This window comes from Vibrio sp. Vb1980 (genome assembly GCF_033338615.1).
Classification (GTDB): Bacteria; Pseudomonadota; Gammaproteobacteria; order Enterobacterales; family Vibrionaceae; genus Vibrio; species Vibrio alginolyticus.
The window spans coordinates 313,398-337,427 of record NZ_JAWOSZ010000003.1 but is presented as its reverse complement, the minus strand read 5'-3'; the positions used below and the strand labels follow the sequence as shown (position 1 = coordinate 337,427).

At 44.9% G+C, this 24,030-nt stretch carries 17 protein-coding genes; 4 read left to right on the top strand and 13 right to left on the bottom strand.

Annotation, left to right across the window (positions count from 1 at the left end; genetic code table 11):
* Nucleotides 1-8: 8 nt before the first annotated feature.
* Genes ptsP through dhaK form a run of 3 tightly spaced genes read right to left on the bottom strand, consistent with a single transcriptional unit; the run spans nucleotide 9 to nucleotide 4,119 of the window.
* Nucleotides 9-2,408 (bottom strand): phosphoenolpyruvate--protein phosphotransferase, encoded by a 2,400-nt coding sequence (gene ptsP / locus R7F64_RS07990; protein ID WP_205390705.1) that lies wholly within the window; start codon nucleotides 2,406-2,408, stop codon nucleotides 9-11.
* 1 nt (nucleotide 2,409) lies between these two features.
* Nucleotides 2,410-3,045 (bottom strand): dihydroxyacetone kinase subunit DhaL, encoded by a 636-nt coding sequence (dhaL, locus tag R7F64_RS07985; protein ID WP_053304323.1) that lies wholly within the window; start codon nucleotides 3,043-3,045, stop codon nucleotides 2,410-2,412.
* A gap of 15 nt (nucleotides 3,046-3,060) precedes the next feature.
* Nucleotides 3,061-4,119, bottom strand: a complete 1,059-nt coding sequence (gene dhaK, locus R7F64_RS07980; RefSeq protein ID WP_258490716.1) for a dihydroxyacetone kinase subunit DhaK — start codon at nucleotides 4,117-4,119, stop codon at nucleotides 3,061-3,063.
* A 353-nt stretch (nucleotides 4,120-4,472) separates the two neighbouring features.
* Here dhaK and R7F64_RS07975 point away from each other — a divergent pair, with 353 nt between their 5' ends.
* Entirely contained in the window at nucleotides 4,473-5,555 is a 1,083-nt protein-coding gene (locus R7F64_RS07975; RefSeq protein ID WP_005379703.1) for a glycerol dehydrogenase, read from the top strand.
* Between the two features lie 82 nt (nucleotides 5,556-5,637).
* Here the strand turns inward: R7F64_RS07975 and glmS are convergent, their stop codons facing one another.
* The gene (gene glmS / locus R7F64_RS07970) at nucleotides 5,638-7,470 is read right to left on the bottom strand and encodes a glutamine--fructose-6-phosphate transaminase (isomerizing) (protein WP_005379702.1); all 1,833 of its coding nucleotides are present in this window, start codon (nucleotides 7,468-7,470) and stop codon (nucleotides 5,638-5,640) included.
* Between the two features lie 110 nt (nucleotides 7,471-7,580).
* On the bottom strand, nucleotides 7,581-8,342 hold the full coding sequence (locus R7F64_RS07965; protein ID WP_005379701.1) for a DeoR/GlpR family DNA-binding transcription regulator: 762 nt from the start codon (nucleotides 8,340-8,342) through the stop codon (nucleotides 7,581-7,583).
* Between the two features lie 433 nt (nucleotides 8,343-8,775).
* On the opposite strand from R7F64_RS07965, the gene pykF reads away from it, so the two are divergent.
* Together pykF and R7F64_RS07955 are read left to right on the top strand one after the other, a co-directional pair.
* Complete coding sequence (pykF, locus tag R7F64_RS07960) at nucleotides 8,776-10,188, top strand: pyruvate kinase PykF (protein ID WP_005392243.1); 1,413 nt, start codon at nucleotides 8,776-8,778, stop codon at nucleotides 10,186-10,188.
* Nucleotides 10,189-10,345: 157 nt separating this feature from the next.
* Nucleotides 10,346-11,032 (top strand): GntR family transcriptional regulator, encoded by a 687-nt coding sequence (locus R7F64_RS07955; protein ID WP_080659233.1) that lies wholly within the window; start codon nucleotides 10,346-10,348, stop codon nucleotides 11,030-11,032.
* A gap of 54 nt (nucleotides 11,033-11,086) precedes the next feature.
* On the opposite strand, the gene R7F64_RS07950 is transcribed toward R7F64_RS07955, so the two are convergent.
* The 8 genes from R7F64_RS07950 to R7F64_RS07915 all read right to left on the bottom strand — a co-directional run bounded on the left by R7F64_RS07950 (nucleotide 11,087) and on the right by R7F64_RS07915 (nucleotide 21,913).
* Nucleotides 11,087-12,967 (bottom strand): diguanylate cyclase, encoded by a 1,881-nt coding sequence (locus R7F64_RS07950; protein WP_318071581.1) that lies wholly within the window; start codon nucleotides 12,965-12,967, stop codon nucleotides 11,087-11,089.
* A 110-nt stretch (nucleotides 12,968-13,077) separates the two neighbouring features.
* Entirely contained in the window at nucleotides 13,078-13,572 is a 495-nt protein-coding gene (gene ilvN, locus R7F64_RS07945) for an acetolactate synthase small subunit (protein ID WP_005379697.1), read from the bottom strand.
* A 1-nt stretch (nucleotide 13,573) separates the two neighbouring features.
* The gene (locus tag R7F64_RS07940; RefSeq protein WP_258650248.1) at nucleotides 13,574-15,298 is read right to left on the bottom strand and encodes an acetolactate synthase 3 large subunit; all 1,725 of its coding nucleotides are present in this window, start codon (nucleotides 15,296-15,298) and stop codon (nucleotides 13,574-13,576) included.
* Nucleotides 15,299-15,747: 449 nt separating this feature from the next.
* Complete coding sequence (locus tag R7F64_RS07935; RefSeq protein WP_033906039.1) at nucleotides 15,748-17,556, bottom strand: AMP-dependent synthetase/ligase; 1,809 nt, start codon at nucleotides 17,554-17,556, stop codon at nucleotides 15,748-15,750.
* A 293-nt stretch (nucleotides 17,557-17,849) separates the two neighbouring features.
* On the bottom strand, nucleotides 17,850-18,809 hold the full coding sequence (calR, locus tag R7F64_RS07930; protein ID WP_005379693.1) for a LysR family transcriptional regulator CalR: 960 nt from the start codon (nucleotides 18,807-18,809) through the stop codon (nucleotides 17,850-17,852).
* 555 nt (nucleotides 18,810-19,364) lie between these two features.
* On the bottom strand, nucleotides 19,365-20,411 hold the full coding sequence (locus R7F64_RS07925; RefSeq protein WP_005379691.1) for an MJ1255/VC2487 family glycosyltransferase: 1,047 nt from the start codon (nucleotides 20,409-20,411) through the stop codon (nucleotides 19,365-19,367).
* Between the two features lie 3 nt (nucleotides 20,412-20,414).
* Nucleotides 20,415-20,963 carry a phosphatase PAP2 family protein gene (locus R7F64_RS07920; protein ID WP_033906038.1) on the bottom strand — a complete coding sequence of 183 codons (549 nt, stop codon included), beginning with the start codon at nucleotides 20,961-20,963 and terminating at the stop codon, nucleotides 20,415-20,417.
* Nucleotides 20,964-21,115: 152 nt separating this feature from the next.
* The gene (locus tag R7F64_RS07915) at nucleotides 21,116-21,913 is read right to left on the bottom strand and encodes an SH3 domain-containing protein (protein ID WP_054579260.1); all 798 of its coding nucleotides are present in this window, start codon (nucleotides 21,911-21,913) and stop codon (nucleotides 21,116-21,118) included.
* Nucleotides 21,914-22,430: 517 nt separating this feature from the next.
* Between R7F64_RS07915 and leuA the strand changes: the two genes are divergently transcribed.
* Nucleotides 22,431-23,978: a 2-isopropylmalate synthase gene (gene leuA / locus R7F64_RS07910; protein WP_005379685.1), complete on the top strand. Its 1,548-nt coding sequence runs from the start codon at nucleotides 22,431-22,433 to the stop codon at nucleotides 23,976-23,978.
* Nucleotides 23,979-24,030: the final 52 nt, after the last annotated feature.

Below are 24,030 nucleotides of genomic sequence, written 5' to 3'. Positions count from 1 at the left end.
GGTATCGATTAAACATCGACAGACAACTGACGAATCTGCGCTTTTAGTCCCGGGAGCATACTCGAACTGGCGCTGAATTTTCGCAACCCCACGCGAAGCAATGTTTCTGTGGCATTTGGATCGCTAGCCATCTCACCACACATACTAACCGGTATGCCCGCGCGATCGCCTGCTGCACACGTGAGCTCAATGGCTTTTAGTACCGATGGTTCAAAGTAGTTCACCAATTCAGCAACAGCGGCGTTACCTCGATCGGCGGCCATAACATATTGAGTCAAATCATTGGTGCCGATAGAGAAAAAGTCGACTTCTTGTGCTAACGCATCAGCATTCAACACCGCGGCTGGTACTTCAATCATAATACCGACAGGTAAATGAGTCGCATCCAAGCCAAGTTGGTTTGCTTGATGTGCCAACAGCGCTTTTACTTTTCTCACTTCTTCAACCTGGGCCACCATCGGTATCATCAATTGAATATTCGGTTGCTCGTGAAAGGCTCTCAGAATGGCTCGAAGTTGGGCGGTAAACAATGACTCATGTTGAAGGCACAACCGCACCCCTCTCAAACCTAAAAATGGATTATCTTCCGATGGCATAGGATAAGCGGCTAAAGGCTTGTCACCGCCAACATCTAAACTTCTAATCGTAAGTGGCTTATCACCAAGTGCGGCGGCAATATCACGATAGACTTGATATTGCGCTTCCTCAGTTGGCAACTCATCACTGTTTTGAAATAGAAACTCAGTCCGAAATAGACCAATGCCCTCAGCTCCTGATGTTAGTGCATCATCAATATCTTTCGGTCCACCAATATTGGCGAATACTGGAATATGGACACCATCACAGGTGACTGCGGCTTGCTGAGCACTCGCTAGTGCACTTTGTCGGGTGCTTTGCCACTCAATTTGTTGCGCTTCTAATTCCTGTTGTATGGCATCTGAAGGAGAGAACCATAAATGCCCTCGAAAGCCATCAATAGTCACCACTTGCCCAGCACGCACAGCATCAAGACAACCCTGAGCTTTAACGATGGCAGGAATCCCCATCGCACGAGCAAGAATCGCACTGTGAGAGGTTTTTCCTCCTTCACTCAAACAGATACCAAGCACTTTAGATTTATCAAGCCCGGCCACATCAGAAGGCATAAGGTCACGGGCCAACAAAATACTCGGTTCCTGAATGTCGATGGCATTAGGCGTTACGCCTGTCATTTCGACCATAACTTGGCGTGCTATATCATGCACATCTGCTTCGCGTTCCCGCATGTACTGACTTTCTGCCTGGCGAAACTCTTTGGCCAACGTTTGCAGTGATTCTACCCAAGCTTGCTCGGCTATCATGCCCGTTTGAATTCGCGACTCGACCGATGCCCATAATTCTGGGTCACTGAGCATCATGCTATGAGCGGAAAATATTTCCCCTTTCGGCTGCTTCGCTTGCTCCTGCAAATGTTGAACAACCACGCCTATCGCACGCTTAACCCGTTCAATTTCATCTTGTTCACTTTGGAAATCACGTTCAGGCACTGCTGGCATTTCATGAGTAAAAAGGACAGCAGGAGCAGTAGCGATACCGTCATTGACTCTAATACCAACAACAGCACCTTCAATCTGATTTGAGGTCATGCCATCGAGCAGAGTATCCGAGCTTTCTTCAGGTTCGATAATGCCTTGCTCAACCGCCTCTTTTTCTCCGAAGTGCTCACTAGCTAAGGCTTCAAATGCCTTGATTGCTTCACTGGATTGAGGTCCAAGTGCGCATAAGGTGATCGTCTCTTGACTACGAACGCCAAGTTTCGCAATGCTGTTCAAGCTTTTCGCGTTCACACGGCGCTCGCCTTTTTTCAACCATAATTGGCAGTCGAAAGGCGCGAGTGCACCAACAATGGCCGCAGCGGGACGAGCATGTAATCCATGCGGATTTTGCACTACCCAATCAAATGTCCGTTCTTGCTCAAAGTTCTCTGATACTGGCGCTATCTCAGCGGATGTTAGTGGCTGATCACCAAGATGCTCTCGTTTTACGCTTAACGCATTCTGTGCCTCTTCGACTACCGTCGATAAAGGTAGCCCGGCAGCAGCAGCCACCGACGCCGCCATGGTCCCTTCAACAATAGGTGCCGAGATAAGGGTGACATTTTCCCTCACATGATCATCAACCAGATCCAGAGCCATTTCCGTGCTAAGCAACGCGCTGCCAAGATCCATCAACACAACAACCCCTTGTTGATCTTGTACCTGCTCAATCGCTTCCATCACGGCAATGGCATCGGTTCCGATCGGGTTCTCTGGATCATCAATCCCAGCAGCAATCGCAAGCTTGGCTTTGCCTTGCGTCATTTGGGTGGCAAGTTCTGCCACCCCTTCTGCAAGTCGACGACTATGAGATACAACTACAATTCCCACCATCTTAATTACCTGCTATTGCCTGCTGTAGTGCTTTAATCATTAACAGAGAAGAGGTTGCACCGGGGTCTTGATGGCCAATACTACGTTCACCTAAATAGCTTGCTCGCCCTTTTTTCGCCAACATTTCAATCGTGGCAACCGCGCTCGTTTCTGCTAGCTCAACCATTTCATTCAGTAAGTGATCGGCGCTCATGCCATTTTCTAACGACGCCTTCACGCTAACTAAAACGGGTAACCAAACATCACACATGGTTTTATCACCCAGTTCCGCTTTACCACGAGACACTACGCCATCCACACCGCTTTTTAGTGCATCCACTAACTCTTCAAATGTTAATTGCTCTCGAGTTCCGACAGCGGCAGCCGTGCGAATAAACAGCGTGCCATACAGCGGGCCACTTGCCCCACCAACACTAGAAAGTAAGGTCATGCCCGTATTCTTGAGAATGCTGCCGATATTTTGGTCCGCAAATTGCGGCAGTTTTTCCGCGACTTTTTTAAAGCCACGGTTCATATTGAGACCGTGGTCTGCGTCACCAATATCACGATCAAGGTCGGTCAGAAAATCTTGATTCTCTTGATACGTTTTTGCACATAACTCTAGCCAGTGAACGATATGTTGTTTTTCAATTTGCATGTTTGCTCCCCCCTCTTACCACTTGATCGCAGCCGTATCGACAGGAGCATCAAACAGCTCCAACATCTCTTTGTCTGCCTTCAGCAACGTAATCGAAACGCCTTCCATATTGAGTGACGTACAGAAGTTACCAACCATATTACGCACGATATGGAACCCTGCTTGCTCGCAGTTATGAGCCAGACGGCGGTACACTCCGTAAAGCTCTGAAGTTGGCGTACCACCCATACCATTCACCATCACGATATAGTCGTGTTCAGCGGCGAAAGGCTCAATGCTGGATTCCACTTCATCCCATTCACCTTCGTCACGATTCCAAATACGCAATGTGCGCTGATAAGGTGTGTTTTCAGCAACTTCAGCAAACATTTCATCCACTAACGTATCGACATCGGTGTATTTCACTCGCTTGATACCTGGTTCACCATGGATACCAACACCAAACTCCACTTCATCATCTTCCAGAACAAAAGATGGTTTACCTGCTGCGGGTACAACACAAGCATTAAGCGCCACGCCAAATGAACGACAGTGATTATTAACGCGACGAGCCAGCGCTTCACATTGCTCCAACGAATAACCTTTGCTCGCGGCAGCCCCAACTAACTTTTCAACCAATACCGTTCCAGCAACGCCACGGCGACCAGCGGTGTATAGGCTGTCTTTGACTGCAACATCGTCATCCACCAACACCGACCCAACTTTGATACCATCGGTATGAAGCAACTCCACGGCCGTTTCAAAGTTCAACACGTCTCCGGTGTAGTTTTTAATGATAAATAGCACGCCTTCACCAGTATTCACTTGGTTGCCACATTCGTACATTTGATCTGGCGTTGGTGAAGTAAACACCTCACCAGGACAGGCGCCTGTCAGCATGCCTTTACCAATAAAACCAGCGTGCAAAGGTTCATGACCACAGCCACCACCAGAAACCAGTGCCACTTGCCCCGGCGTTTCCTCGTGCCACATGTAACGAGGCTCGTAGTTCGCTTTTAGCTCAGGGCGGGACAATGCCAGGCCTTCCATTTGCTGCAATACAACATCATCGACTTGGTTAATTAACTTTTTCATCGTTCTATCTCATTCCATTTATATTTTTATGTAGGGTATGAATTCATCTTAAACAGAGAAAAAGCGTGCTCAACAAAAATCAATCTGTTTCATATTGAAACAAAAACTTCGGCATTATTGTTTCAATATGAAACGAAAAACGACAAATTTTCCTGAATAGTGATCGTCGCTATAAAGCATGCTGATGCTTATTACTTCTGACAGTCGGTTTGACACAGAGGTCATAAAAGCATGGAACAAAACCAGAGATATCCTTCACCACTTACCACACCAAACCTAATATAAACCTTATCCCTACAATGGATATTCATTGCACTCCAAAACACACACAAAAAAGGTTAAAGGTTTGAATTATGGACAAAATTATTATCAGCCCAAGCAAATACGTCCAAGGTGAACAAGTACTTACATCTATCGCTCACTATGTGAAAACATTGGGTGAACGTCCGTTAGTAATTGCCGATGAGTTCGTGACTAACCTGGTTGGTGATGACGTCAAACAAAGTTTTGCTGACGAAAAGCTTCCACTCACTATGAACATTTTTGGTGGCGAATGTTCGCGCGTTGAGATTGAACGCATCACGGACATTTGTGCCACTCAAAAACACGATGTCATTGTCGGTATTGGTGGTGGTAAAACGTTAGATACAGCAAAGGCTGTTGCGTTTTACACCAAAATTCCTGTCGTGGTGGTTCCTACGATTGCCTCGACTGATGCGCCAACCTCAGCGCTTGCGGTGATATACACACCTGAAGGTGAATTTGCAGAATATTTGATGATCCCTAAAAACCCAGACATGGTCATCATGGATACGTCAGTCATCGCCAAAGCCCCTGTTCGCTTACTTGTATCGGGGATGGGCGACGCGCTTTCCACCTACTTTGAAGCTCGTGCCAACATGACTTCCGGTAAGGCAACAATGGCTGGTGGGTTAGCGACGCGTTCAGCACAAGCGCTTGCGAAACTTTGCTATGAAACCTTGCTTGAAGATGGTGTAAAAGCAAAAGCTGCGGTAGAAAATGGTGTGAGCACCAAAGCGGTAGAAAACATTATTGAAGCCAATACATACCTAAGCGGTATCGGTTTTGAAAGCAGTGGTCTAGCGGGTGCTCACGCTATTCATAACGGCCTAACTAAGCTTGAAGAGTGTCATCATCTCTATCATGGTGAGAAAGTCGCGTTCGGCACACTAGTTCAGCTGGTACTAGAAAACGCAGCGATGGAAGAGATTAATACGGTTCTTGCATTCTGCCGCTCTGTAGGTCTACCAACCAACTTATTTGATATGGGCGTTAAAGAGCTTAACCACGCTAAGTTGCGCGAGGTCGCCGAAGCCTCAACGGCCGAGGGAGAAACTATCCACAATATGCCATTCCCAGTGACGGCAGAAAATGTCTACTCTGCAATTCTAACCGCTCACCAGTTGGGTCAATAACTCACCCCCTTAAAGTGGGCTTAAATAAAAAAGCGGCACATACTCTCGCATGTGCCGCTTGGATTTTTGCTGTTAAGCGTAATTACTCAACCGTCACCGCTTTCGCCAGGTTACGTGGTTGGTCTACGTCCGTACCTTTGATCAGTGCTACGTAGTAAGACAGCAACTGCATAGGGATGGTGTAGTAGATCGCCGCCGTGATTTCACTAACGTGAGGCATCGTGATGATCTTCATTGTTTCATCGCCTTCGAAGCCTGCGTCTGCATCTGCGAATACATACAGAAGACCGCCACGCGCACGTACTTCCTCAACGTTTGATTTTAGCTTTTCAAGTAGGTCGTTGCTTGGTGCAACCACAACAACTGGCATGTCAGCATCAATTAGAGCCAGAGGACCGTGTTTCAGTTCACCCGCCGCGTACGCTTCTGCGTGGATGTACGAGATCTCTTTCAGTTTTAGAGACGCTTCCATCGCGATTGGGTAGAACTCGCCACGGCCTAGGAACAATGTGTGGTGCTTGTCTGCAAAATCCGTTGCTAGTGCTTCAATTTCTTTCTCGAAAGAAAGTGCCGCGTTGATTTGCTTAGGAAGTGCGTGTAGCGCTTCAACAATCTCTTTTTCTTTCTCTTTGCTAATGCGACCTTGCTCTTTACCCAGTGCCGTTACCAACATAAGTAGTGCAGAAAGTTGAGTCGTGAACGCTTTGGTTGAAGCCACACCGATTTCAACACCAGCGCGAGTCATGAATGCAAAATCTGATTCACGAACCAAAGAGGAACCCGCTACGTTACAGATGGTCATCGCCGCCATGTAACCTTTCTCTTTTGCTAGGCGAAGTGCTGCTAACGTATCTGCAGTTTCACCAGACTGAGACAACGTAATAAGAAGGCTGTTTGGACGAGTCACAAACTTGCGGTAACGGAATTCAGACGCAATTTCTACATCACAGCTAACGCCTGCAATGTCTTCAAACCAGTAACGTGCCGTCATACCTGCGTTGTAAGACGTACCACACGCCACGATTTGTACGTGTTCTACTTTGCTTAGAATGTCTGCCGCGTGCACACCGATCGCGTCTGTCACAACAGAATCTGACGTGATACGACCTTCCATTGTGTTGATCAACGCTTTAGGTTGCTCATAGATTTCTTTTTGCATGAAGTGACGGTATTGGCCTTTATCACCTGCATCATGCTCTGCATTAGATTCAACAATTTCACGCTCAACTGGCTCACCCGTTGCATCAAACACAGTGACTTCACGGCGAGTAATTTCTGCTACGTCCCCTTCTTCTAGGTACATGAAACGGCGCGTAACGTTAAGTAATGCAAGTTGGTCAGACGCTAGGAAGTTTTCACCTACACCAAAACCGATCACGATCGGGCTGCCTGAACGTGCTACTACGATGCGAGATGGGTCTTTGCGATCCAACGCTACCGTGCCGTATGCGCCTTCAAGTTGTTTTGCTGTTTTTTGTACCGCTTCTAATAGCGTTTCTGAAGTACGAAGTTCCCACTCAACCATGTGTGCGATAACTTCTGTATCCGTTTGCGATTCAAACACGTAGCCACGAGATTGAAGCAGCTCACGCAGCTCTTCATGGTTTTCGATGATGCCGTTATGGACCACTGCGATATCACCAGACATGTGTGGGTGAGCATTGATTTCAGAAGGTTCACCGTGCGTCGCCCAACGAGTGTGCGCAATACCAGTTCCGCCGATCACTTTTGCTTCTTCTACTGCATCAGCCAATTCTTGTACTTTACCCAAGCGACGAACGCGCGTTAGGTTTGATTCGCCATCAACAACCGCAACGCCAGCAGAGTCGTAACCGCGGTACTCTAAGCGGCGTAGACCTTCAACCAAAATTTCTGCAACATCTCGTTGTGCTACTGCACCTACGATTCCACACATGTGTTTATCTCCGTTTGTAGTTTTGTTCTTCCCTAGCCATGATTTCAAATAGAGGCAGCAAGCAAAGGCCTTTATCCAGAGGGAAGTAAAATATGAAACTGATTACATTATTAGGCGCAAATGACTTTCACGCCATGTTGTTCAATCTGTACTTTATGCTCTGCTTGGATATCTGCATCGGTCACCAACACATCAACTTGATGCCAAGCGAGCTCTAAGTTTGGGATCTTACGGCCGATTTTTTCGGACTCGATCATTACGATCACTTCACGTGACGCTTCTGCCATTACCTTACTTAAGCCAACCAACTCATTAAATGTCGTGGTTCCACGCTCGAGATCGATGCCATCCGCACCGATGAATAGTTGGTCAAAGTCGTAAGCTCGTAATACAGATTCGGCCACTTTGCCTTGAAAGGACTCTGAGTGCGTATCCCAAGTACCGCCAGTCATCAGCAGTGTCGGTTCGCTCTCTAATTCATTTAGGGCGTTAGCAACATGCAACGAGTTGGTCATGACCACTAAGCCACGTTTGTCATTCAACTGTTGAATCAGCGCGGCAGTCGTGCTGCCACTGTCGATCACGATGCGATTATGATCGCGAATCAATGATGCTGCTGCTTTTGCTAAGCTTAACTTTCGAGTCGAAACATTAGCGCCCAATTCTTCGTGAATGACTTCCTTTGGGATAGCAATCGCACCGCCATAGCGGCGTAGAAGTTGGCCGTTTTTCTCTAAAGAAGCTAAATCCTTTCTAATCGTGACCTCTGAGGTTTCGAATTTCTGAGCAAGTTCATCAACGCTGACTTCTCCTAGTTCAGAAACCAAGTTAGAAATGGCGTGTCTTCTTAATTGAGTGTTTCGTTTCGACATTTAAGTTTTTATTTTAAGTTTCGATGTGAAACTTATTATAGTCAAACCGAAACTTTCAAGTCCATTTATTTCGATCCAAAAAATTAATATTTCTCGATAAAACCTTGTCCTAAGACAATTCTTAAACAGTGATATTGGATTCATTCAGTGGTAGAATTCGCCACCGAAAAGAAAAAAAATTACAGAATTGAAGGCTATTTTTTTGCAACTTTCTGCATATAAAGTGGGATTAGTCACAAAAAGGTAACCAAAATCGCCGATCTTTTAGTCATAAAATGACTAAACTTGGTGAAAGACTTTCAGAATCTGAAGTTCTAATAATGAGACGAAAAATCGGTGGGTGACAGGTACTAAATGTCATCAAAAACGTCCTGACTTCAGAGTAAATAACCGACTTTCAAATTGTAACTATACTTACCGGAGAGTATCTTCCATGAAAAAGACCAAAATCGTATGTACGATTGGCCCTAAAACAGAATCTGTAGAGAAGCTAACTGAACTAGTTAACGCAGGCATGAACGTAATGCGCCTTAACTTCTCTCACGGTGACTACGAAGAACACGGCACTCGTATCGCGAACTTCCGTAAAGTAATGGAAGCTACTGGCAAACCACTAGCAATTCTTCTAGATACTAAAGGTCCAGAAATCCGCACTATCAAGCTAGAAGGCGGTAACGATGTTGATCTAGTAGCAGGTCAAGAATTCACTTTCACAACTGACACTTCAGTTGTAGGTAACAAAGATAAAGTTGCAGTAACTTACGCTGGTTTCGCAGCAGACCTAAACGTAGGTAACACTATCCTAGTAGACGACGGTCTAATCGAGATGGAAGTTATCTCTAAGACTGAAACTGAAGTTAAATGTAAAGTTCTTAACAACGGTGCACTGGGCGAAAACAAAGGTGTTAACCTTCCTGGCGTTTCTGTAAACCTACCTGCACTATCTGAAAAAGATAAGAACGACCTTAAATTTGGTTGTGAGCAAGGCGTTGACTTCGTAGCAGCTTCTTTCATCCGTAAAGCGTCTGACGTTCAAGAAATCCGTGAAGTACTTGCTGCAAACGGCGGCGAGAACATCCACATCATCTCTAAGATCGAAAACCAAGAAGGTGTTGATAACTTCGACGAGATCCTAGAGCTTTCTGACGGCATCATGGTTGCACGTGGTGACCTAGGTGTTGAAATCCCAGCTGAAGAAGTAATCTTCGCTCAGAAAATGATGATCGAGAAGTGTAACCGTGCACGTAAGATGGTTATCACTGCAACTCAAATGCTTGATTCTATGATCAACAACCCACGTCCTACTCGTGCGGAAGCAGGCGACGTTGCTAACGCGGTAATGGACGGTACTGACGCAGTAATGCTTTCTGGTGAAACGGCGAAAGGTAAATACCCTGTTGAAGCGGTAACTATCATGGCTCAAATCGCGAACCGTACTGACTCAGCGCTAAAAGCTGAACTAGGTTCTCGTCTAGACAGCCCACGCCTACGCATCACTGAAGCAGTATGTAAAGGTGCAGTCGACACAGCTGAGAAACTAGCTGCTCCACTTATCGTTGTTGCAACTGAAGGCGGTAAGTCTGCACGTTCAGTACGTAAGTACTTCCCAACTGCAAACATTCTAGCGCTAACAACTAACAAGAAAACTGCTGCACAGCTAGTTCTAACTAAAGGTGTTACTCCTGTAGTTGTTGATTCAATCGAAAGCACTGACGCATTCTACGTAGCGGGTAAAGAACTTGCTCTAGAATCAGGTCTAGGTAACAAAGGCGATATCGTTGTTATGGTTTCTGGCGCTCTAGTTGCTTCAGGTACTACGAACACAGCTTCTGTACACGTGCTATAAGACTGAACTTTTAACACTTCAGTTTCTTGAGAAGGAGGGCTTATGCCCTCCTTTTTTATATGGCTTTCTTGCTCTCATAATAGGCTAATTGTATTATTTACCTCTATCAGAATTTCGTACTGTTTAATTTTATCGTCACGATTAAAGTTTCTATGAGGTGTATGTGTCTAGTCCCACTCTTACCGACAAAGTATTAAGAATGATCCGTCAGGATATTCTCGATGGCGAGCTTAAACCAGGTCAAAAACTCGTGGTTGCCGAACTCAAAGAGAAGTACAACGTAGGAGCGTCACCCATTCGAGAAGCATTGGTGCAATTATCTTGGAGCAAATACGTCAAACTCGAGCCGCAAAAAGGCTGCTGGGTTGCACCTGTATGTAAAGATGAGTTACATGACTTGTACGAAAGCCTGCAAATGGTCTCCGCATGCTTACTCAGTAAGGCAATTATGATTGGCGATGAAAAATGGGAACTGGATGTACTAACTGCTTATCACAAGTTATCCCGAGTAAAACCTGGCGAAAGCTTTTGTTGGAGGGAATGGGAAGAGCGCCAAAATCAGTTTCTTACTGCGCTGTTTGAAGGTGCTGGCTCTGTCAATATGTTTGGGTTTTTCCGCGATCTACTCACGCAAATTAAACGCTACCAATACTTCGCGATGCAGATTTTAGGCACAGGGAACCCTGGGCACTGTAATCTCGATGAGCAAGAAATACTGATGAAGGCATCGCTAGACAAAAAGAGTCAGGATGCTTTAGGTTATCTAGAGCGTTATTTGAGACAGTCAATACAGTGTATCGAAGCCGCCATCGACAACCAATGTCGCATACTGGCTAGCGAATAACGCTGAGACTAAAAAGCGGGGGTCTATCCCCGTTTTTTCGTTTTTGTAAAAGCACTAAGCAATATCATCATAACTATGACACAGCGATACGCAGTTACGCCCTGCACTTTTTGACTCATACAAAGCAATATCAGCACATTTATACGTTCTTGTACGATCAGAGGTTAAATCACTATACCCAGCACTGACAGTAATGCCTCTATCACTACGCATTTGAACCGCGACACGTAGCCTGTTCAATACAATTTCAGCCTCTTCTAGTGTTGTATGCGGCATGATCACTGCAAATTCCTCACCACCGACACGAGATACAAAGTCTGTGCTTCGGACTTCTTCTAGGAGGGTTTCTGCGACACTACAAATCACCTTGTCTCCTTCGTCGTGGCCAAGCTCGTCATTAATACGCTTAAAATGGTCAATATCAAACAACGCCAAACAAGCAGGAGGGCTATCAGGATAGCGTTCAATAATCCCCGCATATTGCGCCAATTGCTCTTCAAATTTTCGGCGGTTCCACAACCCCGTCAAGCCATCTTTTTCGCTTAGGTTTCGTAATTTTTCTTCTAACTCTTTTTGCCCAGAGATATCCACCAGCGACGTAATGTAATAACTCACTTTACCTGATTTGGTTAAATTCGCCTGAATACGTATTATTGCGGTAAAGACTTGATTAAACTTAGTTCGACAACGAATCTCCCCTTCCCATACGTGTTCACTCTTCAATGCTTTCCAGATACTCAGGTTTGCTTCGAGATCTTCAGGTAAGAGAATTAAATGATGTGCACTCCAACCTTGGGCATGCTTGGTTGAGTAACCCATCATATTTTCAAACTCTTGATTAACCATGATGATTCTATGTGAAGCATCCGAGATCATCACCGCAGTCATACCATCAAGAGCAGCTCGAGCCAACTTCGATTCCATACTATGACGCCGATAATGCAGAGCAAGGGCTGCCGTCGGCAAAGTGAAGCCGAGCACCAAACTTAAAACAAAAAACGCTTCTTGGATTAAGTCATCAATATCCCTCTGAGCTCGGGATAATAACTGCTCATTGGTAAGATCAATAACCAGATGAAGAGGTTCGCTAGAAACAAACTGGATGGTGCGATACGCGACCAAATTCGAACCATTGTAAGCATAGCCCGAATCTTTTGAATTTAAACTACGCCAAATGTTTGGGTACATCCGGCCAAAATTAAATTGAGAGCGAGCGGGAATTATATGGCCATACAAACGAGCTGATTTAGGGCTATCAATGTAAAATCCGTCACTCTTAATCAGCTCAATATGGAAATCAAGCACTGACGAATAGTTGAGTCGAGAGGATAAATAGTCAATATCAACATTAAGCACAAGATACCCTTCGCGCTTTCCGTTAAGCGAAATAGGCATCAAAATACGCAGTGACGGGCTATAGGGATAGACTAACTCGCCATACTCTCGTTCTAAACCGATCCCCCACGAAGCGATTTCGCCATCGTCTAAGTTCTTAGCGAATTGAAAGTAATCTCGCTCTGACTTATTTTGCAATTTGATCGCGGGCAACGCAGCGCCTGTTTCAATCTCATAATTAATCCTCACTTTTTCTCGACCAGAAACATCAAGAAAGCGAATTTGCTTATACAACTTTTGATTGATTGCGACCGAGATCCACATGTCTTCTAAGATGGAACGGTTCACCCGGTTAGGTTGGCGCAGATATTCATACAGACTTTGGCTGTGACCAAGTAGGTCACTGATCGTTTCGATTTGATCCTGAATATTGCTGTATTCACGGCCAGTATAGGCCAATTGATGTAACGCTTCTTGAGCGGTGTTCTCAACATTGTTTTCTAACAACGTCAGATATTTCTGATAGTAGTAAGCGGCAGTGAGTGCACTAAAAAATAGTGCTGTCGCCAATAAGGTGCCGACTCGCTTAGGTACTTTCACACGTCTAATGCCTATCATGCTTACTAAAACGACAATTATATCATTAATTGTTATTTTCTAAACAAAAAAGCCACTTAGATTAAGTGGCTTTTCTATATGCAATCAGAGAGTTAAGGTTTGAGGGCTCGCTCTCCTCGCGCAATGCCAACGACACCACTACGAGCAACTTCGACAACTTCGGTCACTTCGGATATCGCTTGAATGAAGGCATCTAGCTTTTCACTCGTACCCGCAAGTTGTACGGTGTATTGGGAAGCCGTGACATCCACGATCTGGCCACGGAAGATGTCTGCCGTCCGCTTCACTTCTGCTCGCGCAAAACCACTGGCTTTCACTTTCACCATCATCAGTTCACGCTCAATGTGCTCATACTCGGTGACTTCTTGTACTTTCAGCACATCGATCAATTTGTGTAACTGCTTCTGAATTTGTTCCAACTGCATCTCATCAGATGTCGTGGTAATGTTCATTCGCGACAGGGTTTCATCATCAGTCGGTGATACCGTCAAAGATTCAATGTTGTAACCACGTTGAGAGAACAAACCAACAACACGAGACAACGCACCCGGTTGGTTTTCCAATAGCAATGAAATAATGTGTCTCATATTAAGTTCTCTCCGTTTTGCTTAGCCACATTTTATCCATACCCTCACCTTTGATTTGCATCGGGTATACGTGTTCGGTTTCGTCTACGTTGATGTCCACAAACACCAGACGATCTTTCATATCCAACGCTTTTTGTAGCCCTTCTTCGAGCTGATCAGGCTTTTCGATACGAATACCGACGTGACCATAAGCTTCTGCAATCGCTGCAAAGTCAGGAACAGAACTCATGTAAGAATTAGAGTGACGGCCTTGATAAATAATGTCTTGCCACTGTTTTACCATGCCTAAGAATCGGTTGTTCAGGTTGATGATCTTCACTGGAATGTCGTATTGCATGGCTGTCGACAATTCTTGAATATTCATCTGAATACTGCCGTCACCAGTCACAACCACGACCTCTTCTTGTGGCATGGCAAACTTCACGCCCATGCCAGCCGGAAGACCAAATCCCATGGTGCCAAGACCACCAGAGTTTATCCAACGGCGCGGCTTATTGAATGGGTAGTACAGCGCCGCAAACATCTGATGCTGGCCCACATCAGACGCCACATATGCGTCGCCATTAGTTAGCTTGTGCAGCGTTTCAATTACTTGCTGTGGCTTGATTCGTTCTGGAGACGTTTCATAAGACAAGCAGTTGCGGTCACGCCATACTTGAATGTCATCCCACCATGCGGTGATAGCATCTTGATCATTTCCACTACCTTGCTCTGCAAGCAGCCCGAGCATGGTTGTCAGCACTTTTTCCGCAGAACCTACGATCGGCAAATCCACTTTCACGTTTTTCGAGATCGATGACGGATCGATATCAATATGCATCACTTTTGCGTTTGGGCAGTACTTTTCAAGGTTGTTGGTTGTACGGTCATCAAAACGCACACCGATACCAAAAATAAGATCCGCTTCATGCATTGCCATATTAGCTTCGTAAGTGCCGTGCATACCCAACATGCCCAGTGAGTTTTTATGTGTACCCGGGAATGCCCCCAAGCCCATCAAAGTACTCACTACTGGTAGGTTCAGTTTGTCGGAAAGCTCTAAAATATGTTCATGGGCGCCAGAAATCACCGCACCACCACCGATATAAAGCACTGGTTTTTTCGCTTCTAATAGCGATTTAAGCGCTTTTTTAATCTGGCCTTTATGGCCCGAAGTTGTCGGCTTGTAAGAGCGCATAGAAAGCGTTTCTGGATATTGATAAGGCAGTTTGATTTGCGGGTTCATTACATCTTTTGGCAAATCAATCACAACTGGACCAGGTCGACCTGTAGTCGCGATATAAAACGCTTTTTTGATTGTTTCAGGAATATCTTCCGCTTTTTTTACTAAAAAGCTGTGTTTGACCACTGGGCGGGAGACACCGACGATGTCACACTCTTGGAAAGCATCATTACCAATTAGGCTATTTGGTACGTTACCCGAGATAACGATCATTGGGATAGAGTCCATATACGCTGTTGCAATACCCGTAATGGTATTGGTCGCGCCCGGCCCCGAGCACACAAGTACGACACCCGGTTTACCGGTAGCTCGAGCGTAACCATCTGCCATATGAGTGGCGGCTTGCTCATGCCTTACAAGTACGTGTTTGATTTGATCGGTTTTGGCATGCAGTGCATCGTAGATATCCAAAACAGAGCCACCTGGGTAGCCAAAGATCTGCTCTACGTGCTCTTCTATCAGAGATTGAACCACCATCTCTGCGCCTGACAACATTGCTGTCATAATTGCTCTCCTTAGCCAGTTTCCTCACCGTAAGGTCAACGGATTGGTCTGGTTTTACATAGTCTAGGTCTTATTCGTAGCCTAATCGAAATACTTCCACGTTTTCGGCTATGTCTTGCGTTCGTCATAACATCCCGCAAGGTTACCCAACAAATGTAACGTTTTATTATCAAAGGGTCTAATGAGAGATTGGTCTACTTTTTAAACAAGATACTAGTAATTAGAATGTTAGTAGGAATAGCAGCCACACATCTCCTATTTCACAGTACAAACTAAAAAGTCAACGCTCAAAAAAAGAACATTATTTCATAAGATTTTAGCTATTGGGTGCGAAATAGCGTTATTTGACGAGCAAAGCAGAAAAAATCAATACAAACAAAAATCCCCAGCAATGCGCGATCACATCACTGGGGATTTTTTCATCAATATAAAATCTAAGTCAGCTTAAGTTACTTTTTATCCGACTTTTCCTTATACATTTCTTCAATTTCATCTTGGTATTTGTCATTGATGACTTTACGACGAAGTTTTTGAGTTGGCGTTAACTCACCATCATCCATAGAGAAAGCTCTTGGTAACAGTTTAAACTTCTTCACTTGTTCAAACTTTGCCAACTCTTTTTGAAGATCGTTCACACGCTTCTCAAGCATTTCGACCACCTGGTGGTGCTTAATCAACTCAACGCGATCGTGATATTTGATATTCAGCTCTTTCGCGTACTCTTCTAGCGAATCATAACAAGGCACGATAAGCGCAGAAACAAACTTACGAGTATCCGCAATGACTGCGATTTGCTCGATAAAGTGGTCTTTACCAATCGCACCTTCAATCATTTGTGGAGCGATGTATTTACCACCTGAAGTTTTCATCAACTCTTTGATACGGTCGGTGATGAACAAGTTGCCATTTTCATCAATGTAACCAGCGTCGCCCGTTTTTAGGAAACCGTGCTCATCAAAGGTCTTTTCCGTCTCTTCTGGCATTTTGTAATAGCCACGCATCACCATTGGACCACGAACCAGAATCTCGTTGTTTTCGCCGATCTTAACCTGTGCGCCAGGCATCGACATACCAATAGAGTCGGGGTTAAAACATTTATCATCCCAACACGATACTGTCGCCGTGGTTTCAGTCATGCCGTAGCCCAACTTAACGTTGATACCAATCGCATGGAAGAATCGACCGATGGTTTCATCCAGCTTTGCACCGCCACAAGGCATAAAGTTGATTTGCCCGCCAAGTAGCGCACGCAGTTTGCTCAGAACCAACTTATCCGCCAAAGCGTATGACTTACGCAGCAAGAGCGATGGCTGACGTTTTTCTTGATGACAAGCGGCCATTTTTGCGCCCATGTTGACTGCCCAAGTAAACATGATCTTACGGTGAATCGGCGCGCGAGACACTTTCTCGTGAATCGCAGAGAAGATCTTCTCATAGAAACGCGGTACGGCACACATCACGGTAGGTCGCACCTGGCTCAGTGCATCACGTACTTGCATGGTGTCTTGCAAATAGCAGTTGGTCGCCCCTTTGTACAATACATAAAAGGTCCAAGCGCGCTCAAATACGTGTGACAACGGAAGGAAACATAATGACACGTCACTTTGAGAAAGGCTCAAGCGCTGATCGTGCCCTTCCAATTGCGCCGCAATGTTTGCGTAGTCCAACATAACGCCTTTTGGCTGCCCTGTTGTACCCGAGGTGTAGATCAGCGTGAGTAGATCATCTTCTTTTGCCTGATCTAAACGCGCATCCAATTCAACTTGATATGTAGTGTCGCCTTTGGCAACAAATGCTTGCCAAGAGATAACGAAATCATGATCGCCAAGTTCTATATCATCAGACATCGCAACAATGAGCTCTAACTGTTCGCACTGGTCGAAAATGCTCACGGCTGCATCAAATTGAGGCTGTTCACCAACAAACAGAACTTTGACGTCTGCATTGTTAATGATGTACGCCGACTGAGCGGCAGTATTGGTTGGGTAAATAGGTACTGTCACGCTGCGTAATTGCAGTGCTGCGATATCAGCGATCGTCCATTGCGGCATGTTGTTCGAGAAAATGCCGATCTTATCTTGGACTCCTAATCCCTGAGCCAAAAGTGCAAGTGATAAAGCATCAACTTGCTGACCAAATTGCGTCCACGTAATACCTTGCCACTCCTCACCCACTTTATGCTTGAGTGCAACGCGTGTACCACCGTTCGCAATTTGTTCACGAATACGTTTAACGATATGAAAATCTAACTTGGCCATTCTTTTACTTACCTTTTGGCTTACAGGCGTAAGCTAATTGAGCGAACAAGTGTACTCACGGCTTGCTAAAACGCAACTGACCAGTATCAAACTTATCACTAATAAGAGACAACTATCACTTATACGTCGCGAACGTACCTCAAATTGCTGAATGATTACTCTATTTAACTTACTGTTTCGATTGTTGATTACGAAAACAAAAAGCCCCGAGAGACAAAAATCGCTCGGGGACCAATGAATTGTAAAAATTGATGATTACCAATATGGTCTAATCGAGAAGACCAAACGTCATCTTATTTTGCGGCAACGACTTCACCACAAGTGATCATCAGTTGATCGCGTAGCCAAATGTGGCCTTTATCTTTTTCACTTGATTCATGCCAGCTTAAGAATCCGCTGATTTCTTTGTTCGCAAATGGGAAATCAAGAATTTGCAGTTGATCGCTGTTTACCGCATTTTCCGCCATCCAACGTGGTGCAATAGTCACAAGCTCAGATTGACCCACCACGTATAGTAGGTTGCTTAAACTAGAACCTTCATACGCCGCTTGGCAATCCAGTTCACGGTACGCTTGCTCTGAGAAACTACGTTGGCCATGCACTTTCGATAACTTCGCATGCTTTTCGTTAAGCAGTTGCTCAGCCGTCACACCACCTTGAATGCGTGGGTGTGTTTTTGATGCGATAACCACTAATTCATCTTTGAAGATTTCAGTACTTGAGAAACCTTGCTCATCAAAACGAGCGTAGTCGATCACGAAATCAATTTCTTGGTAGCGCATACGCTCAGACAACAAACGGTCAAATTCTGCATCTAGGTGAAGCTGAACGTTTGGTGCTTGTTGATTCACTTTTGCCATGATCTTCGGAGCAAAACGCATGTCGCAAGGGCTGCAAATCGCAAGCTTGAATAAGCGAGTCGAAGATTCTGGTTGGAATACAGAGCTAGGAAGTTCATTGCGAATCAGCTGTAGTGCTTGGCGAATAGGGCCAAACAGTTGACGTGCTCGTTGCGTAGGCTGAATACCACGGCCTTGGCGCATGAATAGCTCGTCGTTAAACATCACTTTTAAGCGTGCCACGGCGTTACTTACCGCCGGCTGAGACATGCCTAGGTTATGTGCTGCACGAGTAATATTTTGCTCTTGCATTACAGCATCAAATACAGTCAGTAGGTTTAAATCTACACCACGCAAAGTGCTTTCCATACGGTAGCTAGCAATTGCGCTCATCGCGTCTTTCTTCTCTAACATTGAGTGCGCCTCTTTTGTAATCGTCAACTTTGTTCATTAAATTCATAACGAATAGAATCCCATCTCGCACAAAAGACGGCGGCTGGATTCGAATCATTTTACGAATAGATAACCTAACTTTTTATTATATTTATCGTCCGGATACTTCCGGCTCGAACTGTACTATCAACTAATCGATTGCGGTTTCGCAACTAGATTGATATTTAATCAGTAAATTTTAGCCAATTAGGTATTTATTTGTTAAATAACAAAGATTTGATAAAAACATAAAAAACTATAAAACACGTAAAAATGCATTCTTTGAGGACGTATTTAGCAAATTGATAGGACAGGCGGTCAACACAAGCATGCATTTAGCTCAGTTATTAGTTGAAATAAGAACAACAGATGACAGCTATATCTCTGATTGAATTTTGCACTTATCAGTCAAATTATCAGCAAATACACACTGAATAGAAATGAGAGAGGAAGAATAAAAATGCAGCCTTCCAAATAGAAAGGCTGCAACAAAATCGTGTCAAAAATGGAAGGAACAATGTACTTAGAACAACGTACTTAAATGTTCGACACGTAACTTGGAAAATCAACCTGCTCCCACAGCTGTCTGGATAACTCTGCTTTTGAATCCCATGCACCTTGCAGTACCCAATGAACAATAGCCTGAGCAACATCTGGGTATTTCACACTTTCGGCTTGTTGCTCCTTTAGCCACTGGCGTACTGCGGAAATGTCTAAGCTCTCCATCGACATCGCAAGCCCTAAATCTTCTAAGGTCGCAACATTGCTCTGCTGCTCGAATTGACCCGCGAGTGGCTTTAGTAACAATTTTTTCCCCAAAGACAAGGCTTCTGAAGGAAGCTCAAACCCACCATTAGCAATGACACCACTACAGCGATGCAAATGATGCTGGAAGTTGCTGTGGCATAAAGGGCGCAGTTCTATGTTTTCTACCTGCTCACATTCGATCACATCCGGGTGATAACAGATAAACGCTTGTTGATTAAAGTGGAACAATAAGTCCGAGATATCTTCAATCGATTCGAACGGTAGATACACCAACACGAAGTCGTCGTTTTCTGCTTGGCTATCGACGGTATGCACTATCGGTGGTAACAAAGGTTGATCAAAATGATGCCAATGCAAACCAAGGTGGTGTTGAGAAGGCGCAAAGTATTCAATGACGGATTTATCTAACCAACTTGCTCCCTTTAGTGGCACCGGATAACGGAAAGCATTTTGGTGGCTGATACCAATAGAAGGCTTATTTTGTTGTCTCGCTGCCCACGCAGTCACAGGTTCGAAATCATTAATGATAAGATCGTAGGACGACAGATCGAGTTGCTTAACTTCTTTGAAAAACTGCACCAAATTGTTATTCAATGCTGTTTTCGCGTAGTTTACAGAGCCTTTTTCGGTAATAAAGGTGAAGCCTCGGCGAGTCTGGTAATCGCCAAATGCTTCCATTGAAAAGTATTTTTCCGGCGCTCGCCCAGAAAACAAAAAGTCGACCTCAACATCGTGCTCTTTAAACGCATGACTCATCGCCCTTGCGCGTGCAATATGTCCGTTTCCTGTCCCTTGAACACCGTACAAGATTTTCATCAATTAGCCTCCTAACATCGCAATCGCTAATCCACCACAAAGACTGCCAAGCAGCGCACCAATGATGACATCGGTAAAAAAGTGCACACCCAATAAGATTCGCGCGGTTCCGATTAAACTTGCCCAAAAGAATGCAGCAACGCCTAGGCTCGGATAGAAATGGTCAATCAGCGTCGCCATGACAAACGCAGCGGCAGTGTGTCCTGAAGGAAGACTGTAGCGATCAGAGGGTGTAATAAAAGCAGGAAGGAGTGCATTAAGCTCTTCAGGGCGACGACGCTTAAAACTATTTTTCAGCGTCCAATAAATTGGTAGCTCGATAGCAAAAGCAAGTAAACCCGCCAGTAAAAACCAGACTCCTTGCTCCTTATCTAAATACCAAGCTAATAAACCCAACACCAAGTAAAGGTGCCCGTCACCACTGTGGGAGACTCCTTTGCTGATATTGGCGACTTGTTGATTAAAACGGTGCTTAAGACAAACACTAGAGAGCGCTAAATCAAACTTAGCAATGGTTGCAATTGGCTGTGTAATTGTCTCTATGGTTCGCATGTGACCTTTCCTTACTTTGACAACGCCTTTGTGTGAAAAGTAGGAGGTTTAGGTGACAACAGCATGACGGGAATTTGGACAATTAATGACAAAGGCCAAATTAAGGTGTGCCCAACAATTTATCTATTGGGCATAACCATAAAAATAGAGCATTAAGAAGGGTTTGTTGGTTGCGGTTGAGGGGTGTCTATATACCAGACTTTTCTCTTCTTGCGGCAGGCGCGCAAAGAGCCCGTCGTCATGTCGCCATCTTTTGTAAGCTCATAGCTCAGTGAGCGGCAAGTATAGTTTCCCGACAGTTCATGCTCTATACTCGTTTGCTCCGTTTTACTCGATTTAGGCTCTAGTAGAGGGTTAGGCTGAGTAGATAAAATGTCACGATTTATCACATTGCTGCGCGCATAATCCTTATGGACATAACCTTTTATCACTCCTTTCTGTTCAACGAGAAACCAAGGTTGATCAACCACTTTTGCTAGCACATTAAAGACTTCCCCTTTCGATAATACGCCAAGCTTTGCCCCTTCAAGACTCGGTTTGGAGCGTAGGTTTAATGTGGTCTTAGAGCGGTAAGAGACATCCATAAACTCTACTGGGTTTGAAGTATCGACACCTTCAGTGGTTGGTCGGAAAACTTCCGCTTGCTGTTTCTCACTAGGTTGAACACGGATCTTCCACCAAGAATACGTTTCCGGATCTTTACCTTTAAACTTATTTCGGCTGTCAGACTCAAGGGCAACAAGCATCTGATTCAAGAACGATTCGCGTCCTTCATAACTCAAAAATCGATCCATTTGATCATTGATGACCATGACGCTCTGCGAGTGATCATTCATAACAACGGGGGAAGCCACTTCTACATAGGTCTGCGATTGAAACAGCTGACAACCCGACAAGCTGACCAGAGTAAATACTATGGCTGAACGTCCAAATTGTTTTGTTAACCTCATTCTTTCCCTAACCCTTATTTCTTTTACCTAGTGCAACTGCACTACTATAAATGGTCATTCAAAACTTTTGCCAAACAATTCGGACCTTTGTGTGACAAGTCGCAATCCCGATGCTTGTTTTGGTAATGAAACGTCGCAAACTTGATGAGAACTTACTTCTTCTAGCACGTTTCTATCGCATCATGTCGTTTCACTTAGTGCATCATTTTTTTCAAGCAAACGAAAAGACTCATCCGATATGAATAAAAAATCGACTTTAGGGTTGACGCGCTTCATGGAGTGCGGTACTAATTTGTTAACTTAATTATGTGGAAAGCTTAACAACTATGTCAGCTCATTTTTCTATCCTGCTTAGCCTCCTCCTGATCGTGACCAGTTCGCGCGGGTAGGCTGTGGAAGAAAAATAACCACACCAATTTCTAAGAACCCGCATGAGAATGCGGGTTTTTTTATATCTAAATACTGGAAGTAAACGATTCACTTGCGCAAAAGTGCAGAAATCAGGAAGGAAGCAAACATGAACGATCAGGTCATTATATTCGACACCACATTGCGTGATGGCGAGCAAGCGTTGTCAGCAAGCTTGACGGTTAAAGAAAAACTGCAGATTGCCTATGCGCTGGAAAGACTCGGCGTTGATGTTATCGAAGCTGGCTTCCCAATCTCTTCACCAGGTGATTTCGAGTCTGTACAAACCATCGCAAAAAACATAAAAAACAGTCGAGTTTGTGCCCTTTCGCGTGCCGTTGCGAAAGACATTGATGCTGCCGCTGAAGCCTTAAAAGTGGCTGACCAATTCCGTATTCACACGTTTTTAGCCACTTCCACCATTCACGTAGAAGACAAACTACGCCGCAGCTACGACGATGTACTAGAAATGGCAGTCAACGCCGTTAAACATGCACGTAACTACACTGATGATGTCGAGTTTTCTTGTGAAGATGCTGGTCGTACTCCAATCGACAACCTATGTCGCATGGTAGAAGCCGCCATCAATGCAGGTGCGAGTACAATCAACATTCCAGATACCGTTGGCTACACCGTACCAAGTGAGTTTGGTGGGATTATTGAAACCCTATTTAACCGCGTTCCGAACATTGATAAAGCGATCATCTCCGTTCACTGTCACGACGATTTGGGGATGTCAGTTGCCAACTCTATTGCCGCCGTTCAAGCTGGCGCACGTCAGATAGAAGGCACGATCAATGGCATTGGAGAGCGAGCGGGTAACTGTTCACTTGAAGAGATCGCAATGATCATCAAGACTCGTCAAGAGTTTTTGGGCGTTCACACTGGCATTAAGCATGATGAAATTCACCGCACCAGTAAGTTGGTTAGCCAGCTATGCAATATGCCTATTCAAAGCAACAAAGCAATTGTGGGTGCAAATGCGTTTAGCCACTCTTCAGGCATCCACCAAGATGGCATGTTGAAGAATAAGAATACCTACGAAATCATGACCCCTGAGTCTATTGGCCTAAAAAACCAAGCTCTGAACCTAACCAGCCGCAGCGGTCGCGCTGCCGTGAAGAGCCATATGGATACCATGGGTTACAACGAAGACGAGTACAACCTAGACGCGCTGTATGCGGATTTCTTGAAACTTGCTGATCGCAAAGGCCAAGTGTTCGATTACGACCTAGAAGCCCTAATGCACTTCTCGAACTTGCGTGAAGAAGATGACTTCTACAAATTGAGCTACCTAAGCGTGCAGTCAGGCAGCGTAATGGCTACCACCAGCATCAAAATGCAATGCGGTGATGAAGAAATGTGTGAAGCAGCGGTCGGTAATGGCCCAGTTGATGCGCTATACCAATGTATCTACCGCGTGACAGGCTACGACATCGTTCTGGATAAATTCGACCTAACCGCGAAAGGTGAAGGTGAAGATGGTTTGGGTCAAGCAGACATCATTGCCAACTACAAAGGTCGCAAATACCACGGTACGGGTGTTTCCACCGACATCGTTGAGGCTTCCGGCCAAGCATTATTGCACGTTATTAACAGCATTCATCGTGCAGATAAAATCGAAGAAATGAAGCAGAAAAAGATTGCGACTGTGTAATAACAACCGGGCTACACGGCTCAGGAAAGAACACGCTCGTTGAAATAATTAA